The sequence below is a fragment of the Archangium sp. genome (assembly GCF_036389735.1).
GTDB lineage: Bacteria > Myxococcota > Myxococcia > Myxococcales > Myxococcaceae > Archangium.
Window position 1 is genome coordinate 1 of record NZ_DASVWK010000732.1, and the last position, 16,015, is coordinate 16,015.

General features: G+C 67.1%; 12 protein-coding genes. 6 read left to right on the forward strand and 6 right to left on the reverse strand.

Going from position 1 to position 16,015, the window contains the following annotated elements; all coding sequences use genetic code 11:
- The 5 genes from VF794_RS26070 to VF794_RS26090 all read left to right on the forward strand — a co-directional run.
- Positions 1-398, forward strand: a 398-nt coding sequence (locus tag VF794_RS26070; RefSeq protein WP_331114962.1) for an AHH domain-containing protein, incomplete at its 5' end; no start/stop codon positions are given.
- Positions 388-1,629 carry an MFS transporter gene (locus VF794_RS26075; RefSeq protein WP_331114963.1) on the forward strand — a complete coding sequence of 414 codons (1,242 nt, stop codon included), beginning with the start codon at positions 388-390 and terminating at the stop codon, positions 1,627-1,629. The genes VF794_RS26070 and VF794_RS26075, both read left to right, overlap by 11 nt.
- Before the next feature lie 173 nt (positions 1,630-1,802).
- The gene (locus tag VF794_RS26080) at positions 1,803-2,894 is read left to right on the forward strand and encodes an efflux RND transporter periplasmic adaptor subunit (RefSeq protein ID WP_331114965.1); all 1,092 of its coding nucleotides are present in this window, start codon (positions 1,803-1,805) and stop codon (positions 2,892-2,894) included.
- A gap of 15 nt (positions 2,895-2,909) precedes the next feature.
- Positions 2,910-6,104, forward strand: coding sequence for an efflux RND transporter permease subunit (locus VF794_RS26085; protein ID WP_331114967.1), 3,195 nt, complete (start codon positions 2,910-2,912; stop codon positions 6,102-6,104).
- Positions 6,101-7,372, forward strand: coding sequence for a TolC family protein (locus VF794_RS26090; protein ID WP_331114969.1), 1,272 nt, complete (start codon positions 6,101-6,103; stop codon positions 7,370-7,372). Before VF794_RS26085 ends, VF794_RS26090 begins: the two co-directional genes overlap by 4 nt.
- 39 nt (positions 7,373-7,411) lie before the next feature.
- Here VF794_RS26090 and VF794_RS26095 read toward each other — a convergent pair whose 3' ends face one another.
- On the reverse strand, positions 7,412-8,032 hold the full coding sequence (locus VF794_RS26095; protein WP_331114971.1) for a TIGR02265 family protein: 621 nt from the start codon (positions 8,030-8,032) through the stop codon (positions 7,412-7,414).
- A complete protein-coding gene (locus tag VF794_RS41780; protein WP_414640953.1) occupies positions 8,032-8,655 on the reverse strand; it encodes a TIGR02265 family protein in 624 nt (207 codons plus the stop codon). The genes VF794_RS26095 and VF794_RS41780 overlap by 1 nt, the downstream gene beginning before the upstream one ends.
- Positions 8,656-8,670: 15 nt before the next feature.
- Here VF794_RS41780 and VF794_RS26100 point away from each other — a divergent pair, with 15 nt between their 5' ends.
- Positions 8,671-10,776: a DUF5050 domain-containing protein gene (locus VF794_RS26100; RefSeq protein WP_331114973.1), complete on the forward strand. Its 2,106-nt coding sequence runs from the start codon at positions 8,671-8,673 to the stop codon at positions 10,774-10,776.
- On the opposite strand, the gene VF794_RS26105 is transcribed toward VF794_RS26100, so the two are convergent.
- The 4 genes from VF794_RS26105 to VF794_RS26120 all read right to left on the reverse strand — a co-directional run.
- The gene (locus tag VF794_RS26105) at positions 10,728-11,036 is read right to left on the reverse strand and encodes a hypothetical protein (protein ID WP_331114974.1); all 309 of its coding nucleotides are present in this window, start codon (positions 11,034-11,036) and stop codon (positions 10,728-10,730) included. The two genes, VF794_RS26100 and VF794_RS26105, sit on opposite strands and share 49 nt — an antisense overlap.
- Before the next feature lie 142 nt (positions 11,037-11,178).
- The gene (locus VF794_RS26110) at positions 11,179-11,898 is read right to left on the reverse strand and encodes a DUF6209 family protein (protein ID WP_331114976.1); all 720 of its coding nucleotides are present in this window, start codon (positions 11,896-11,898) and stop codon (positions 11,179-11,181) included.
- Between the two features lie 32 nt (positions 11,899-11,930).
- Positions 11,931-14,798 carry a TIM-barrel domain-containing protein gene (locus tag VF794_RS26115; RefSeq protein WP_331114978.1) on the reverse strand — a complete coding sequence of 956 codons (2,868 nt, stop codon included), beginning with the start codon at positions 14,796-14,798 and terminating at the stop codon, positions 11,931-11,933.
- A gap of 51 nt (positions 14,799-14,849) precedes the next feature.
- Positions 14,850-16,015 (reverse strand): hypothetical protein (locus tag VF794_RS26120; protein WP_331114980.1); only part of this gene is annotated, 1,166 nt, incomplete at its 5' end.

The following is a 16,015-nucleotide window of genomic DNA, read 5'->3' on the forward strand; positions in this document are numbered from 1 at the left end:
TGTCCCTGGATGACCCGGCGAACAAGGTCCGAGTCAACGGTCACAAGGGACCTCACCCGCGGGAGTACCATGAGGAAGTCTACAGGCGGTTGAACGAGGCGACGTTGGACCGTGGCAGCATCCAGCAGTGCCGGGCGGTGCTCATCGACGAACTCACGGCGTTGGCGAAGGTCCTGCCCTCGCTTCTGATGAGAGGAGAGCCCGCGCGATTCGAGGAGGGGTTCTACGGCATGCGCATCGATCCCACCCGGGTGGGCGACGCCAAGGTGTTCCGGACCTGGGGCTGGACCACGGCTCTCATCGTCTCCGAGGACGTCAAGATGGCCCTGGAGCTCGTGGGCATCACCGGCGCGAAATTCAAGGACGTGACTGGTCCAGCGGGGACCCATGCTGATTGATCTGACGCCCCTGCGCAGGTACCGCGACTTCCGCCTGCTGTTCCTCGGGCAGCTCGTCTCGTTCCTGGGGAGCATGATCACCTACGTGGCCGTGCCCTATCAGGTGTACGAGCTCACGAAGTCGAACCTGATGGTGGGACTGCTGGGCACGGTGCAGCTCGTGCCGGTCCTGATCTTCGGGCTTGTCGGCGGCTCGGTGGCCGACACGATGGACCGCCGCAAGCTGCTGCTCGTCTCCGAGGCGCTCCTGGCCCTCGGGGCGCTGGGACTGGCCCTCAACGCGGCACTGCCCCAGCCGAGTCTCTGGTTCATCTTCATCCTCGCCGCGCTCATGCAGACGGTGAATGGGTTCCACCGCCCGGCGATGGACGCGATGACCCAGAAGCTCGTCCGGGTGGAGGACCTGCCCTCCGTCGCCGCGTTGGGCTCCCTGCGCTACAGCGTGGGCGCGGTGGCGGGGCCCGCGCTCGGAGGGCTCCTCATCGCGGTGGCCGGGACGAAGATGGCCTACGTCGTGGACCTGGTCTCGTTCACCGTCTCGCTCGGGGCGCTGTGGATGATGGAGCGGATGCCGCCACCCGAGTCGTCCCGGGAGTCCGGGCTCGGCCTCATCCTCGAGGGGCTGCGCTACGCGATGAAGCGGCCGGAGCTCATCGGCACCTACGTGGTGGACATCGTGGCGATGACGTTCGCCTTCCCCACGGCCCTGTTCCCAGCGATGGCCGAGCAGTGGGGTGGGGCGGCGGTGGCCGGGGCCCTCTTCTCCGCGATGTCGGTGGGCAGCCTGGTCATGACGACCTTCAGCGGCTGGACGGCCCGGGTCCGCCGCCGGGGGGCCGCGGTCGTGGTGGCGGCGGCCCTCTGGGGCCTGGCCGTGCTGGGCTTCGGCTTCGCGCCCAACCTGCCGCTCGCCCTCTTCTTCCTGGGACTGGCCGGGGCTGCCGACATGGTGAGCGGGCTGTTCCGGGGTGTCATCTGGAACGAGACCATTCCCAACGAGCTGCGCGGGCGCATGGCCGGCATCGAGATGATCAGCTACATGACCGGCCCCCTCATCGGCAACGCCCGGGCCGGTTGGGTCGCCACGCTCACCTCGACGCGGATGTCCGTCATCTCGGGGGGCGTGTTGTGCGTGGTGGGCGTCGTCCTGTGCGGCTTCCTGCTGCCCGCCTTCTGGCGCTACGCCGCGCCCAAGGCGGAGCAGCGCCCGCTGCCGACCCCGGAGGCTTGAGCGCCGCCACGATTTCCTGCCTACACGCAACCCCCCGCGACGCCTGCCTGACTCCCCCATCCTGTGCTTGACATTTCCCCCCACCCCCGGGTTAGTTAGTTTGCGGTCACTAACTTATCTCGGGCCAGGGGGCGACCCCTCTCAGAGGGGCCCAGGCGCACGGGAGTACGGGCATGTGGAAGTTTCATCGACATCTGGTGGTGGGTGGGCTGGTGCTGGCGCTGGGCAGCGGCTGTGGTTCGCGCGTGGACGCGGCGCAGAGCAAGGGCGGGGCGCAGCAGGCCTCGACGCCGGAGCTCGCGGTGAAGGCGGAGACGGTGGAGGTGGGCGAGGCGAAGGTGCCGCGCTACCTGACGCTCACCGGCACCCTGTCGGCCAACGAGGACTCGGACGTGGCGGCGGGCGCGATGGGCAAGGTGCTGTCCGTCCACGTCGAGCGTGGCTCCGTGGTGCGCAAGGGCGACGTGCTGGTGAAGCTGGATGCCCGCGCGGCCTCGGCGAGCCTCGAGGAGGCCCGTGCCCAGCTGGCCCTGGTCAAGTCGCAGCAGGAGCTGGCCAACGCCGAGTGCGAGCGCAACCAGAAGCTCTTCGAGAGCGGTTCCGTCTCCTCCGCCGAGCATGATCGCGCCCAGGCCCAGTGCCGCAACGCCATGGCCCAGGCCGCCGCCACCACCGCGCGCATGACGCTGCTGGAGATCGGCGCGACGGACGCCACCATCCGCGCCCCCTTCGATGGCGTGGTGGCCGAGCGCGTGGTGTCGGTGGGCGAGTACGTCCGCCAGGACTCCAAGGTGGTGACGCTGGTGTCGTTGGATCCGCTGCGCCTGGAGCTCACGGTGCCGGAGTCCTCGGCGGCCTTCATCCAGAAGGATCTGCCGGTGGAGTTCACCCTGACGGCGGCGCCCAAGGTGGTGCACAAGGCGAAGGTGTCCTTCGTGGGCGCGGGCCTGCGTCGGGGCAGCCGGGATCTCGTGGTGGAGGCGCTCATCCCCAACAAGGAGCGCTCGATGCTGCCGGGTCAGTTCGCCACGGCGAAGGTGCAGCTGGGCGAGCTGCCGCTGCCGGTGGTGCCGCGCTCGGCGGTGCTGGGTGATGGCGCTCAGCGCAAGGTCTTCGTGGTGAGTGACGGCCGGCTGGAGGAGCGGGTCGTCCAGGTGAGCGAGTCCTCGGGCGACGCCGTCGGAGTGATGGCGGGCGTGCGCGTGGGCGAGCGCGTGGTGGCGGTGGCGCGGGAAGACCTGCGCGACGGCCAGAAGCTTCAGTAGGCGAGGACTCCCCACATGCAATGGCTCGCGAGTATCTGTGTCCGTAAGCCCGTCTTCGCGTCGGTGCTCATCCTGTTGATCTGCGTGCTCGGCATCGCCGGGTACGTGAAGCTCAGCGTCGATCGCTTCCCCAAGCTCGACTTCCCCACGGTGGTGGTGGTGACGCGCCTGCCGGGCTCCTCTCCCGAGGAGATGGAGACGGACGTCACCGAGAAGGTCGAGGAGGCGGTCAACACCATCTCCGGTATCGACGAGATGTCCTCCATCACCGCGGAGGGCGTCAGCCAGGTCATCATCACGTTCGTCCTGGAGAAGAACGTCGACGTGGCCGTGCAGGAGGTGCGCGACCGCATCAACCAGATCACCTACCAGCTGCCGCGCGACGCGGAGACGCCGCTGGTGCAGAAGTTCGACCCGGACGCCGTGCCGGTCATCATCCTGTCGGTCCAGGCGGATCGGCCGGTGCGGGAGATCACCGAGTACGCGGACCGCGTGCTGCGCCGGAAGCTGGAGACGGTGCCGGGCGTGGGTCAGGTGGCGCTCGTCGGCGGCCGCAAGCGCCAGGTGAACGTGTGGATGGACCCGGTGAGGATGCGGGCGGCGGGCGTGGGCGCGGCCGAGGTGCAGCGCGCGCTGGCGGGGCAGAACATGTCGCTGCCCGGCGGCACCATCGAGACGGGCCCGGAGCGCCTCACCCTGCGCCTGCGCGGGCGCGTGTCCAGCGTGGAGGAACTGGGCCAGCTCGTGCTGCGCGAGAACAACGGCCACATCCTGCGCGTGCAGGACGTGGCGCGGGTGGAGGACGGCGAGGTGGAGGCGGAGACGGCGGCCGTGCGCGACGGCAAGGCCGCGGTGCTCCTGTCCATCCGCAAGCAGTCCGGTGAGAACACCGTGGCCCTGGTGAAGGAGGTGCGCCGCCGCCTGGGTGAGCTGAACCAGACGCTGCCGGCGGGCTACTCGCTGGAGGTGGTGCGTGACAACTCGGAGACCACCCTCACCAGCGTGAACGCGGTGAAGGAGCACCTCGCGCTGGGTGGCGTCTTCGCCGCGCTGGTGGTGCTGCTGTTCCTCGGCAGCTGGCGCAGCACCCTCATCGCCGCGCTCGCCATTCCCACCTCCATCATCGGCACCTTCGCGCTGATGCAGGCCACGGGCCTCAACCTCAACACCATCAGCCTGCTGGCGCTCGCGCTGGCGGTGGGCATCGTCATCGACGACGCCATCGTGGTGCTGGAGAACATCCACCGCTTCATCCACGAGAAGAAGCTCAAGCCCTTCCCGGCCGCCATCCTGGCCACCAAGGAGATCGGCCTCGCGGTGCTCGCGACCACGCTGTCGCTCATCGCGGTGTTCCTCCCGGTGGCCTTCATGGGCGGCATCCCCGGGCGCTTCTTGAGCAGCTTCGGCTGGACGATGGCCTTCTCCATCGGCGTGTCGCTGCTGGTGTCCTTCACCCTCACGCCCATGCTGTGCGCGCGCTGGCTGGTGGGCGGCTCATCCGGGCCGGACCATGGCCACGGTCGCAAGCCGCTGCTCGAGCGCGTCACGGACGTGGTCTACCTGCCGCTGGAGCGGGCCTACGAGCGCTCCCTGCGCTGGGTGATGGCGCACCGCTGGGTGGCCGTCGTGGCGTCCGTGGTGACGCTGGGCTCCTGCGGCCCGCTGTTCATGAACGTGCCCAAGGGCTTCCTCCCCAAGAGCGACGAGGCCCAGTTCCAGGTGACGCTGCGCATGCCGGAGGGCACGAGCCTCAATTCCACCCTCCTGACGTCCGAGCGCCTGGCGCGGGACATCCGCGAGAAGGTGCCGGAGACCACCTCCACGCTCGTCACCATCGGTGACAACACGGATCGGGCCTCCAACGTGGCCGGCATCTTCGTGAAGATCGTCGACCCCGACAAGCGCACGGATTCCCAGCAAGACATCATGGACCGGGTGCGCCGGGAGATTACGTCCAAGCTGCCCAAGCAGTACCGGGTGAGCGTGTCCGACGCGCCCCTCTTCAGCGGCGGCGGCACGCAGGCGGCCGTCCAGTACGTGGTGACGGGCCCCGACTTCGACGAGCTGTCCAGGCAGTCCACCCTGCTGCTGGACAAGCTGAAGCAGATCCCCGGCGTGGTGGACGCGGACAGCAACCTCGTCATCGGCAAACCCGAGGTGAGCGCGTACCTGGATCGCTCGCGCGCCGCGGATCTGGGCGTGCAGGTGCCCGACGTGGCCAGCACGATGCAGATGCTGGTGGGCGGCCTCGATGTGTCCACCTACGTGGAGAACGGCAACCTGTATGACGTGCGGCTGCGCGCCGAGCCGGGCGCTCGCAACAGCGTGGAGGCCCTCTCCCAGGTGAGCGTGCCTTCCCTGCGGCTCGGCTCCGTGCCCCTGACGGACGTGGTGCGGCTGCAGGAAGAGGAGGGCCCCTCGCAGATCAACCGCATGAACCGTCAGCGGCAGATCATGCTGTCGGCCAACACCGCTCCCGGCGTGAGTACGGGGACGATCGTGGAGCAGTTCAACACGATCATCGAGGAGACGAAGCTGCCGGCCGGTTACGCGGCGAGGCCCGCGGGTCAGTCCCGCGAGATCGCCCGCACGGCCGTGAACTTCCTCATGGCCTTCGCGCTGGCCTTCGTCTTCATGTACCTGATCCTCGCCGCGCAGTTCGAGTCGTGGATCCACCCCATCACCATCCTCCTGTCCCTGCCGCTCACCGTGCCCTTCGCGCTGGTGTCGCTGCTCATCTTCAAGCAGTCGCTCGACCTCTACTCGATGCTCGGCCTGCTGGTGCTCTTCGGGGTGGTGAAGAAGAACTCGATTCTCCAGATCGTCCACACCAACCAGCTGCGGCGCGAGGGCCTGCCGAGGCTGGAGGCCATCGTCCACGGAAGCAAGGATCGTCTGCGGCCCATCCTCATGACCACGCTGTCCTTCGTGGCGGGCATGATTCCGCTCCTCATGTCCAAGGGCGTGGGCGCGAGCTTCAACCAGGCCACGGCCGGCGTGGTGGTGGGTGGCCAGACGCTCTCGCTGGTGCTCACCCTGCTGGTGACGCCGGTGGCCTACTCGCTGCTGGATGATGCCTCGGCGTGGTTCTCCCGGAAGTTCGGCTCGAAGCGCTCGCCCGAGGAGACGGGCGAGGCCGAGGTGGCTCGCGCCTATGGCGGGGACACGCTGGCCGAGCTGCGGCCCGCGCACGACTCGGAGGCAGCATGATCGCCCTGCTCGCGGTGACGTTGACCGTGAGCGCCGCCGCGGCGACCCCGCCGGTGCTCACCCTGGACCAGGCCCTCGAGGCCGCGCGCCAGAACAACCTCGATTTGAAGGTGGCACGCGCCCGTCTCCAGCAGGCGCAGCTGCTGTCCCGCCGGGCGTGGGCCGCCTACCTGCCCACGGTCTCGGTGGGAGGCTCCTACACGCGCAACTCCGACGAAGCGGTCGTGGCGTTGCCGGGGGGCCCGGAGATCGTCATCCAGCCGTACAACCAGTTCGGCGCCCAGGCGGAGGTGCGGCAGGCGCTCCTCGCCCCGGCGCTGATTCCCGCCATCCGCAACGCCGGCATCGCCGAGGACGTGGCGGAGCTGAACACGGAGAACGCGCGGCGGGAGATCCTCTTCGCCGTGGCCCAGTCCTACTTCGGCGCCGCGAGCTACCAGGAGGCCATCCGCGCCGCCCAGTTCCTGCTGGAGGTGAACACGGCGCGCGAGGCGGACACGCAGAGGCGTTTCGACGCGGGCACGGTGACGCGGGTGGCCCTCCTCCGGGCGAAGCTCGACCGGGCGCGTGCCGAGCAGGATCTGGTGCGGGCTCGCAATGCCTTCGCCTCCTCGCGGCTGGGGCTCGCCACGCTCATCCAACGGGACGCGGAGTTCTCACTGGAGCTGCCGCCGGTGCCCGAGGTGCCGCCGGCGGAGGAGGACCTCACCCAGAAGGCCCTGGAGCAGCGGCCGGACGTGGCCGCCGCGCGGCGCAACCTGGACCTGGCATTGGGCCGCCGGCAGGGCGTCTGGTACTCGTACGCGCCCTCGGTGGGCTTTACCGGCGTCTACCGCTTGAGCAACGCCGGGGGTTTCACGGGACAGAACGACTCGTGGGCCCTGACGGTGGGCGCGCAGTGGACGCTCTGGGACGGCGGCACCCGGGAGATCAACCTGCGCGAGGAGTCCGCCCGGGTGGCCGAGGCCTCGGCCCAGCAGAAGCAGGCCGAGTCGCGCGTCACGGAGGAGGTGGCTCGCGCCCGGCTGGAGGTCGAGAACGCCCGGGCCAACCTGTCCAAGGCCGAGGAGGCGCTGTCGCTGGCGCGTGAGACGCAACGCCTCACGGAGATCAGCTTCAAGGCGGGCGTGGCCACGTACCTGGAGGTGGCGGACGCCAACGCCGCGCTGACGAACGCCGAGGTGGGCGCCATCTCCGAGCGTCTTCAGACGTCGCTGGCCGCCCTTCGGTTGCTCCGGGCCGCCGGCCTCTTCATGGCACAGCAGTAGGGCAGGGCCCGAGGGCTCCGCTCCTCGCGGGCGGGGCCCTCACTCCCAGTACAGCTCGTACTCGGTGTCGAGCGGCCCCGTCGGACGCGAGTGGATCTTGATGCCCCGGATCTTGGCGGCGTCGAACGTGGCCACCAGCCCTCCCTCCGTATAGGGGCGGGGGAGGAAGTCGCGGTTGTAGGTGAGGATGGCGCTCCTGGGCCCGGTCAACTGGGCCGACACCTCCACGTCCTTCCAGGTCATCTGAAAGGCGGAGACGAGGGTGTCGAGCAACCGCGCCGGCGCTCCACGCCCCAGCAGCAGCACCGCCCGGCCAGCCGCGGACGAGTAGAAGCTCGACGCCGCCTGGTGGCCCATGTGCCACACCGCCTTGTCGAAGCCCCCGTACTTGTCACCGAGGAGCCACGCGGCGGTGTAGGTCATCTTGATGAGCGAGTTGAAGGGGTAGTTGAAGAAGTCCATGAATCGCGGCTCGCCGGCCACTTGAAGGCAGCGATCCACCGCGTGCTCGTCTCCCAACTGTCGCACCACTTCCAGGACGCTGTTGAACACCACCCCGCGCAGGTTCTCCGTCGCGATGAGGGACAGCCTCCATTGCAACTCCTCGTCCGAGCCAGTGGGTCCGGGCGGGGGTGGGGTGGTGAGAGACTGGTTTTCCATCAGTATCTCCCCTTCTGGGTGAATCGGCTTCCCCCCACCTCTAGCCTAGCGGTTGTCCAGGTCGCCCGTAAGAGGGGGCTCACCGGGGACGCACCCGTGCGGCATCTCGTCTCCCCGGGACTGACCGTCATTCCCAGGAAAGTTCGTATTCGTTGTCCAGCGAGGGCGTCGGCCACGCACGCACAGTGAATCCGCGGAGCCTCGCCGTCTCGAAGGCACCTTGAAGTGTGCCCCGTCCATCGGACCTTGCACTCCCCCGCGCTGGTGGTCAGGCGGTGGGCCGAGGGGAGGGTGTCGAGCAGTCGTCGGGCGTCCCCGAGGACCAGCCGCAGCATGAGCCTGCCCAGCGAGGAGTAGGCGAAGCTCTTCGCGGACAGGTAACCCATCTGCCGCATGACTTCCTCGAAGCTGCGCGTGTCGTTGCTCAGGAGCCTCGCGCCGGCTTCACCCCACGAGTCTGGCGCCCGATTCCCCCCGCGCCACTTCGGAGCGGTGGAGGTGGGGTCCTGACGTGTCGGTTGACGTGTTGGAGCGCGCGGACGCATTTCTCGCCAGCTTGATGCGGATAAACGACCATGCGGCATGCGCACGGGCCGTATGAGCGCGTTCGATACACGATTCATGTACGGAGACCGGAAATGGCGCAGGTACAGACACAAACGCAGAAGCAGGGGGGCAAGGTCATCGTCATCTGTGACGCTCAGACCACGAGCGAGATGGCCTATTCGCAGGGCGTCGACACCGACACCTTCGTGACCAATATCCTGACCTGGTTCAAGGGAGGGCGGGGAGGCACGTTCGTCAATATCGACGAGGATGACACGTTCCTGTCGGACGCCTTCAAGGACACGGTCACACGCAATGGCGGCCAGCTCGATTATCAGCCGTCCCCTCCCGAAAACCTGCCGGGCTTCCTCGCGAAGTACGACGGCGTCTTCCTGTCCCGAACCCAGGTGGATAACAACGCGCTCATCGACTACGTCAATGCAGGAGGCTGCGTCTACATCGCCGGAGGAGCGAGCCTCGAGGAGAGCTCGGGCTGGAACACCTTCCTGAGTCATTTCGACATTGCCTTGAAGGACGGGCTCAAGCCATTCGTGGGGGTCAAGAAGCTCGCACCCAATGCCCATCCGCTCCTGCAAGGGGTCTCCCTCCTCTACTTCGACCAACGCTCGCCCATCGCTCTCACCACCGGCCCCGGCACGCAGTTGTCCCAAACCGTTGGCGTCGTGGAGGGCTACTCGCCACCGGTACCCGCGATCATTGTCGCCGAGGCGAACCAGAAGACCCAGGCGTGGACGGACGGTGTGGCGGTGACGCTTGCTTCCGGGCAGAAGACGCCGAACGGGCTCGCGGTGGATGCGACGAGCCTCTACTGGACGAACACCGATGACGGCACGGTCATGAAGATGGGACTCGATGGCGGCACTCCCATCCCGCTCGCCTCCGGACAGCGCGGTCCGGCGGCTCTCGCGGTGGACGCGACGAGCATCTACTGGTCCAACAACGGTGACAGCACGGGAATGTGGAAGATGGGGCTCGACGGCGGCAATCCCGCCCAGCTTGCCTTCGGGGGCCGCACGATGGGCATCGCCGTGGACGCGACGAGCATCTACTGGTCGGACTTCGATGACGGCACGGTGATGAAGGCGGATCTCGATGGCGGCAATCCCACCCCGCTCACCTCCAAAGGTGCACTGTACTGTTACTATATCGCGGTGGACGCGACGCGCGTCTACTGGACGCACGCGGCTGATGGGCTGGCCAGGCTGGAGTCCGGCCACCTCTCTGAGATCAATGTCCCCGTCTATTCGGCCGGTCTGTGGGGGATTGCGATGGACGAGACGAGTATCTATTGGACGGACAACTGCGACGGCGGCCATGTGTGGAAAGCCGATCTCGACGGCGGCAATGCCTCCCAGATTGTCTGCGGGCTGGGCAGACCGGGCGGCATCGCGGTGGACGCGACGAGTGTCTATTGGGTGAGCCCCGAGTCCGGCACGGTCATGAAGCTGAAGAAGGGATTCACGCTGCTGAGCTACGGCCAGCAGGGGCCGGCCCAGCTCGCGAAAAACACGGGGAGCATCTACTGGACGAACACCACCGACGGTACGGTGATGCAGTGGGATTCTAATTCTAGAGATTCCTGGCCGGTCGTCCGCGGGCAGGCTCAACCGACCGGTATCGCGGTGAACGAGGCGAACCTCTTCTGGACGAACCGCGGCGATGGCACGGTGATGAAGGCGAATCTCTATGGCAATGATGGCACCCCGCTCGCCTCCGGGCAGAACCAACCGACCGGCCTCGTGGTGGACGCGACGAGCGTCTACTGGACGGCCAGCGGCGATGGCACGGTGATGAAGGTGGGGCTCAACGGCGGCACTCCCACCCCGCTCGCCTCCGGGCAGAACCAACCGACCGGTATCGCGGTGGACGCGACGAGCGTCTACTGGACGAACAGCGGCGACGGCACGGTGATGAAGGTGCCGCTCGACGGCGGCACTCCCACCCCGTTGGCCTCCGGCCAGACGTCTCCGCTGTGGCTCACGGTGGATGGGACGAACGTCTACTGGACGAACGGGCACGCTGGCGGCACGGTGATGAAGGTGGGACTCGACGGCGGCACGCCCACGACAATCGCCTCCCTCTCCAGCCGGGGCTCTCCACTCGGCATCCTGGTGGACGCGACGGGCGTCTACTGGACGGACGTCGATGGCGGCATGGTCTTGAAGACCGGGAAGTAGCCGAGGTGCCCGCCCCACCGGGGGCCGATGGCGCGGATCCCCTCCCACACGTCCACGGGCCCGCTCTGCTCGAGCGAGTGGGCGAAGAACCGCTCCGCTCTCTCGGTCCCGTCGGCGCGGCGCACCACGTACCGGAACGGCTTGCCGGGGGCCAGCCTGCCCGCGTCGACGGTGTAGACGTGCGGCAGGTCGGGGTGGGGCGCGCACTCGGCCGACGATCCACCCTCGGATCTGGCGACCAGGCTTTCGCCGTGCTGCAAATGCATCTCAATGAGTCTCTGGCTGCTCGAATTGGCGTGGGAGCGCACGGCCCGAGCCCCGTCGTCGTGACTCCACGTGGTGTGCCGCCGCGCCCGTGGAGGCGGGCACGGCGGCGGTGAGACCGCGGTGACTCCTTCCGGGTTACTCCTTCCGGAAGGACCTGCCACTGTTATCGTCGACGTAGGTGTGGCCGTTCAGATGGTAGGCCAGGTCGAAGAACACGGGCGCTCCGCTCGGGAGCACGGAGTTGGGGAGGAGCCAGATCCGATGGCCCTCCGAGTCGCGGGCACCGGTGTCCGTGAGCGGCGCCTCCCGGACGTGGCTTGGAACGCCCTTCTCGAGCACGCGGTAGCGCACGCTGACGTGCGTGGCCCGCGGGTTGACGGCGAGCCGGAGCTGGCGCGCGCTCCCGTTCTCCGACGACGGCACCGGGTGCACCCGGACGTCCCGGGTCAGGAACCGGAACCGGAAGTTCCGGCCGTAGTCGCTGTCGTAGTGCACCTGCCCGTCGCTGCTCCGGTAGTCGAACCAGACGACGAGCTCCTCGGCATCCGCGGGGATGACGAAGTCCTGGAAGAGCATCGAGCCGTAGCCCGTCGGATCCTTGTCGACGTGCCGGAGGATGCCGGCGGGCGACCACAGCACCTTGTCGTGCACCGGGCCGTTCTCGGAGAACTTCACGTGCACGGTGATGGGCTGGTCGGGAGTCCCAAAGAGATAATTGGGAGCCAGCGGCATCCGGTGCGGATCGTAGTAGATGCTGAGCTTGCTGCCCGGCTTGAGCTCACCCTCGATCCGTTGGGTCCAGATGTGGGTGAAGTAGATGGCGGCGGCTTTGCCGAGTCCGTGTCGCGAAATCATGGAAACCCTCGTGTGTATGGGGAGCGATCGGGTCACAGGTACATCGCCGTGACCGTGAGATCGGATTGGTTGTCGAAGACCTTGATGAAGGTGATCTGGAGGCTGTCGTTCCAGTAGTAGGCGTTGCCGTCGGACGCGGCGAGACTGTCCGGATCCCCGACGTTGGGAAGCGCCGCGTTGTCGAGCGTGATGGAGGAGGGCGCCCGGGTCCCGAGCAGGGCGATGTAGTAGAACTTCTCCGGAGGCGTGTACTGGTCGAACACGCGCTGCACCCGGACGTTCTGGCCGCCGGAGATGCCCTGGTGGCTGATCTCGGTGAGCCGGTAGGTCTGATTGAGCTCGGCCTGGGTGGTGACGCCGTCATCCTGGTACAGCGAGTACGTGCTGTCCTGCCCCGGGTAGATGTTGAAGGTGAGCGGGTTCTCGGACAGCTCGCCCACGTACTGCTCCAGCTCGCGGAAGGGCAGGATGGCCCCGGCGCGGACGTAGATGGGGGCCTGGTCGAGCGCCGCCACCCAGTTGTCGAGCAGGGTGCCGCCCTCCACCGCCGCGTCGAGCGGCGCCTGGTTGTCCTTGAAGGCGTACCACTGGCTCCCGGCGGGCAGGTACACGGACCGGGTGGCCACCGGCGGATTGCCCGTGCCCGGCTGGGTGATCGGCGCCACCAGGAAGTCGCGGCCGATGAAGAACTGATCATTCAGGTAGTCGTAGACTCGCGGATCCTGGGGATCGTTGAGGAAGAGCGCCCGGGCGATCGGCAGGCCAGTCTGCGTCGCCTGGTACATGGCGTCGTAGTAGAGCTGCAGCATGCGGTAGCGCAGCTCCACGAACTTGCGGCAGTTGGTGGGGACGGGCTCGCCGTAGGCGTACGGCTCCTGGAACTGCTTGTTGTAGCCGTCGTAGTGGTTGCGGTACCAGGGCAGGAACGAGCCGACCGTCATCCAGCGGGTGAGGAGCTCGTAGTCGGTGACTCCGCCCACCACCTTGGCGCCATGGAACGGCTCTCCTTCCAGGCGGGCGGAGCCGCCGTCCGGATTGGCGAACCCGCCGATGTCGCAGCCCGAGATGGGAATGCCGGACAGGCCCAGGTTGAGCACCTCGGGGATGTTGATTCGCAGGAATTCCCAGGTCGAGGCGGAGTCACCCGTCCACAGGCCAGCGTAGCGCTGCATGCCGGCGTAACCGCCGCGCGCGATGATGAAGTTGCGCTTGTCCGGACGGAGGATGTTCACCCCCTCCCAGGTGGCCTGGAGCAGCATCAGCACGTAGGCGTTGTGCATCTTCGCATTGGGCACGTAGTCGGTGCCGTTGTTCGTCTCCAGCGCGAGCGGGAAGGTGCTGTCGGGCGAGTCCGCGCCCTTGATGGCCGGGCAGGTCATGTCCTGCCAGACCATGTCCAGGCCTACGTCCTTGATGAGGTACGAGTACTGCTCCCCCCAGGCCTGGCGCACGTCCGCGCGACCGAAGTCCGGATAGTTGCCATACGCATTGAGCGCGTAACCGCCATCCTGCGGGTGCGGGGGGTAGGCGAGGTAGGGATTGCTTCCCTTGTTGACGCCGTAGTTGACCTGCCCCTGGTACAGCTGGTCATTGATTCCCTCTCCGGCCCGGGTGTTGTAGATGAGCCCCGCGGTCGGATTGATGGACAGCAGCGCGTCCCGTTGAGTGTAGGGCGTGTTGTCGCCGTTCTCGTCGTACTCGTTGTCGGTCAGCAGCGGGGTGATGTTGGTGCTGCACTTGAACCCGCGGCTGTGCAGGCCGGCCATCATCCCCGCCACGTCGGGGAACTTCTTCTTGCTGCTGGTGAAGGTGCGGTAGTTGTCCTGGAAGTCCACGTCGATGTGCAGCCCATCGATGGGAATCCGGGCTTCGCGGTACGCGTCGGCCACCCCCTCCAGGATGTCGCGATCGTAGTAGCCGTAGCAGCCCTGGTGGTAGCCAAAGACGTACTTCGGCGGCAGCGGGGGCCGCCCGGTGAGGGTGGTGTATTGCTGGATCACGTCGGCGGTGTCGTCACCCGCCATGAAGTAGTAATCCATGTCCCCGTACAGGGCGCCGAAGTAGTACTTCCCCGTCATGTCCGAGTAGTCGTTGGTGCCGATGTTGATGTACGACTGGGCGGGATTGTCGAAGAAGAGCCCGTAGCTGTACGGGTCGCCGGCGTAGTCCCCCTCGGACGGGGGCGCGGGGTTGTTCTCCATCAGCAGCGGCACCGAGCAGTACAGTGCCTCGCTGTCGTTGAGCGGACCGCCCTCGTTGCTCGCGGGAACGTGGCCGGCCGAATACATGTAGTTGTCGTAGTTGAAGAACGTCATGGTGTGCTCGTTCTTCAACAAATTCACCCCGGCCTTCTCCCCGAAGCCGAAGTAGCGGGCGCCACCGGGATAGACCTTGAAGTTGGCGATCACCTCCTGGCCGGGGATGTAGACGAGGTTCTTGCCCGGCGGATCGGCGTTGATCAGCTGGTTCCCCCGGTACACGAGGATCCGGTAGGGCTGGAGCTGGATCTCCACCTTGATCTTCCCGGTATCCACCACGATGGCCTGGTCGTCATCCTGGAGGACGTTCAGGTTGACCTGACCCAGGTTCCGGTTGACCACCGCCCTCGACGTCTCCACCGAGTAGTCGAAGTTCGGAGCGGGGTTGAACCGCACCCGGAAGCAGGTGGCGGACAGGAAGGAGATCTGGGTCGAGACGGCGTTCTCCACCGCGGTGAGCGTGAAGACGTTCCCGTTGCGCGAGTGGGTGGCGATGTTGCCGATCGACGTCCAGCCCTCGTTGTTGGGCGTGAACTCGTTGACGTTGACGAACTTGTAGCTGTCGGCGGGAGCGGAGGCCAGGCTGGTGGTGGCGGCGCGCTGCGTCGGGAGCTGGATGGGTTTGGGAAGAGGTTTGCTCATGGCGATTGAGAGAGCCGGGGGATGGGTTGAGTGGGTTGGAGGGAAGTGGGTTTAGGGCGTCGGTTGAGAGACCTTCACCGGGGCGGTCGCGGCGTTGGCGGCCTTATAGGGCTTGGCCTGGGCACGCATCTGCAGGAGCCAGCTGTAGTTGCCACTGCCGGTGAGGCCGGAGTTGGCGTTCTTGCCAAAGATGGGGATGCGCTTGCCATTGGCGTCCAGTACCGGGCGACCCTGGAGGTCCGTCTTGAAGCCAATGGCGGCGCCGGCGGAGTAGTGGCAGCCCACGCAGCTCTCGGTGCCGAAGACGATCTGCGAGTCGCTCACGGTGCCGGACGGGAGCCGATCATCCTCCTCGAGCGGCCCGGCCGTCTGGTTGCCGAGCTGGAAGAACGTCTCCATGGTGGAGTTGACGAGGTAGGTGGGCACCACCTTGCCCGGCGTCTTGTAGATGATGCTCTCGGGAGCCGAGGAGTTGTTGGTGCCAAAGAGCATTCCGCCCGGGAAGGCCGGGAAGTTGGGCGCGGTGGGCCACTGGGTGCCGATGAGCTTGTAGTACTGGAGGACGGAGCCCTGGTCCTTCAGATCGCCCTGGTACTTGGCGTTGATGGCCTCGGTGCCGCCGGGAACCTGGAGCACCTGGAGCACCTGGGTGGGCGTGGTGGTGAGGTTCTCCGCCCACGTGGTGAGCGGCGCGCCCGGGGAGGTGCGCGCGTTCTTGGGCGGGAGCTGGTTGACGGGGGCGACGGGCGTCTCCGGGTTGTAGAAGTTCGGGCGCCGCGGGTGGCCCTTGCCGTCGGTCTCCAGCGGGTTGGCGTTGACGTTGTCCACGTGCTCGAAGGTGGCCCACACCCAGGTGGGGGAGGACTGGGTGCGCACGGCGATGTGCATGCCCACCAATCCCATCGTCTCGGTCGTGGTGCGGCCGGCCTTCTGCACTCCGTCCGAACCGGCGTCGTAGTGGACTACCTCTGCCTGGCGCACGAAGAAGCGGCTGGGGTCGTCAGTGCCGGCCAGTTGCTTCCAGGCCAGCTTGATCTCCATCGAGCCGGGTCCGTTCTTGCCGTCGTTGGCGGGGAACTGGATGGGATTCTTGGCCGTGTAGACGATCTGGCCATCCAGGTTGTACAGCTCGTTCTTGTAGAGGTAGTCGAACTCGGTCTTGTTGATGAGGACCTCGTAGCGGACCCAGTTGCCATTGAGGTCCACCAGCGGACCGG

Coding starts and splice junctions, on each gene's coding strand:
- VF794_RS26100 (WP_331114973.1), top strand. CDS start 8,671: ATGGCGCAGGTACAGACACAAACGCAGAAGCAGGGGGGCAAGGTCATC.
- VF794_RS26115 (WP_331114978.1), bottom strand. CDS start 14,798: ATGAGCAAACCTCTTCCCAAACCCATCCAGCTCCCGACGCAGCGCGCC.
- VF794_RS26075 (WP_331114963.1), top strand. CDS start 388: ATGCTGATTGATCTGACGCCCCTGCGCAGGTACCGCGACTTCCGCCTG.
- VF794_RS26085 (WP_331114967.1), top strand. CDS start 2,910: ATGCAATGGCTCGCGAGTATCTGTGTCCGTAAGCCCGTCTTCGCGTCG.
- VF794_RS41780 (WP_414640953.1), bottom strand. CDS start 8,655: ATGAATCGTGTATCGAACGCGCTCATACGGCCCGTGCGCATGCCGCAT.
- VF794_RS26080 (WP_331114965.1), top strand. CDS start 1,803: ATGTGGAAGTTTCATCGACATCTGGTGGTGGGTGGGCTGGTGCTGGCG.
- VF794_RS26090 (WP_331114969.1), top strand. CDS start 6,101: ATGATCGCCCTGCTCGCGGTGACGTTGACCGTGAGCGCCGCCGCGGCG.
- VF794_RS26110 (WP_331114976.1), bottom strand. CDS start 11,898: ATGATTTCGCGACACGGACTCGGCAAAGCCGCCGCCATCTACTTCACC.
- VF794_RS26095 (WP_331114971.1), bottom strand. CDS start 8,032: ATGGAAAACCAGTCTCTCACCACCCCACCCCCGCCCGGACCCACTGGC.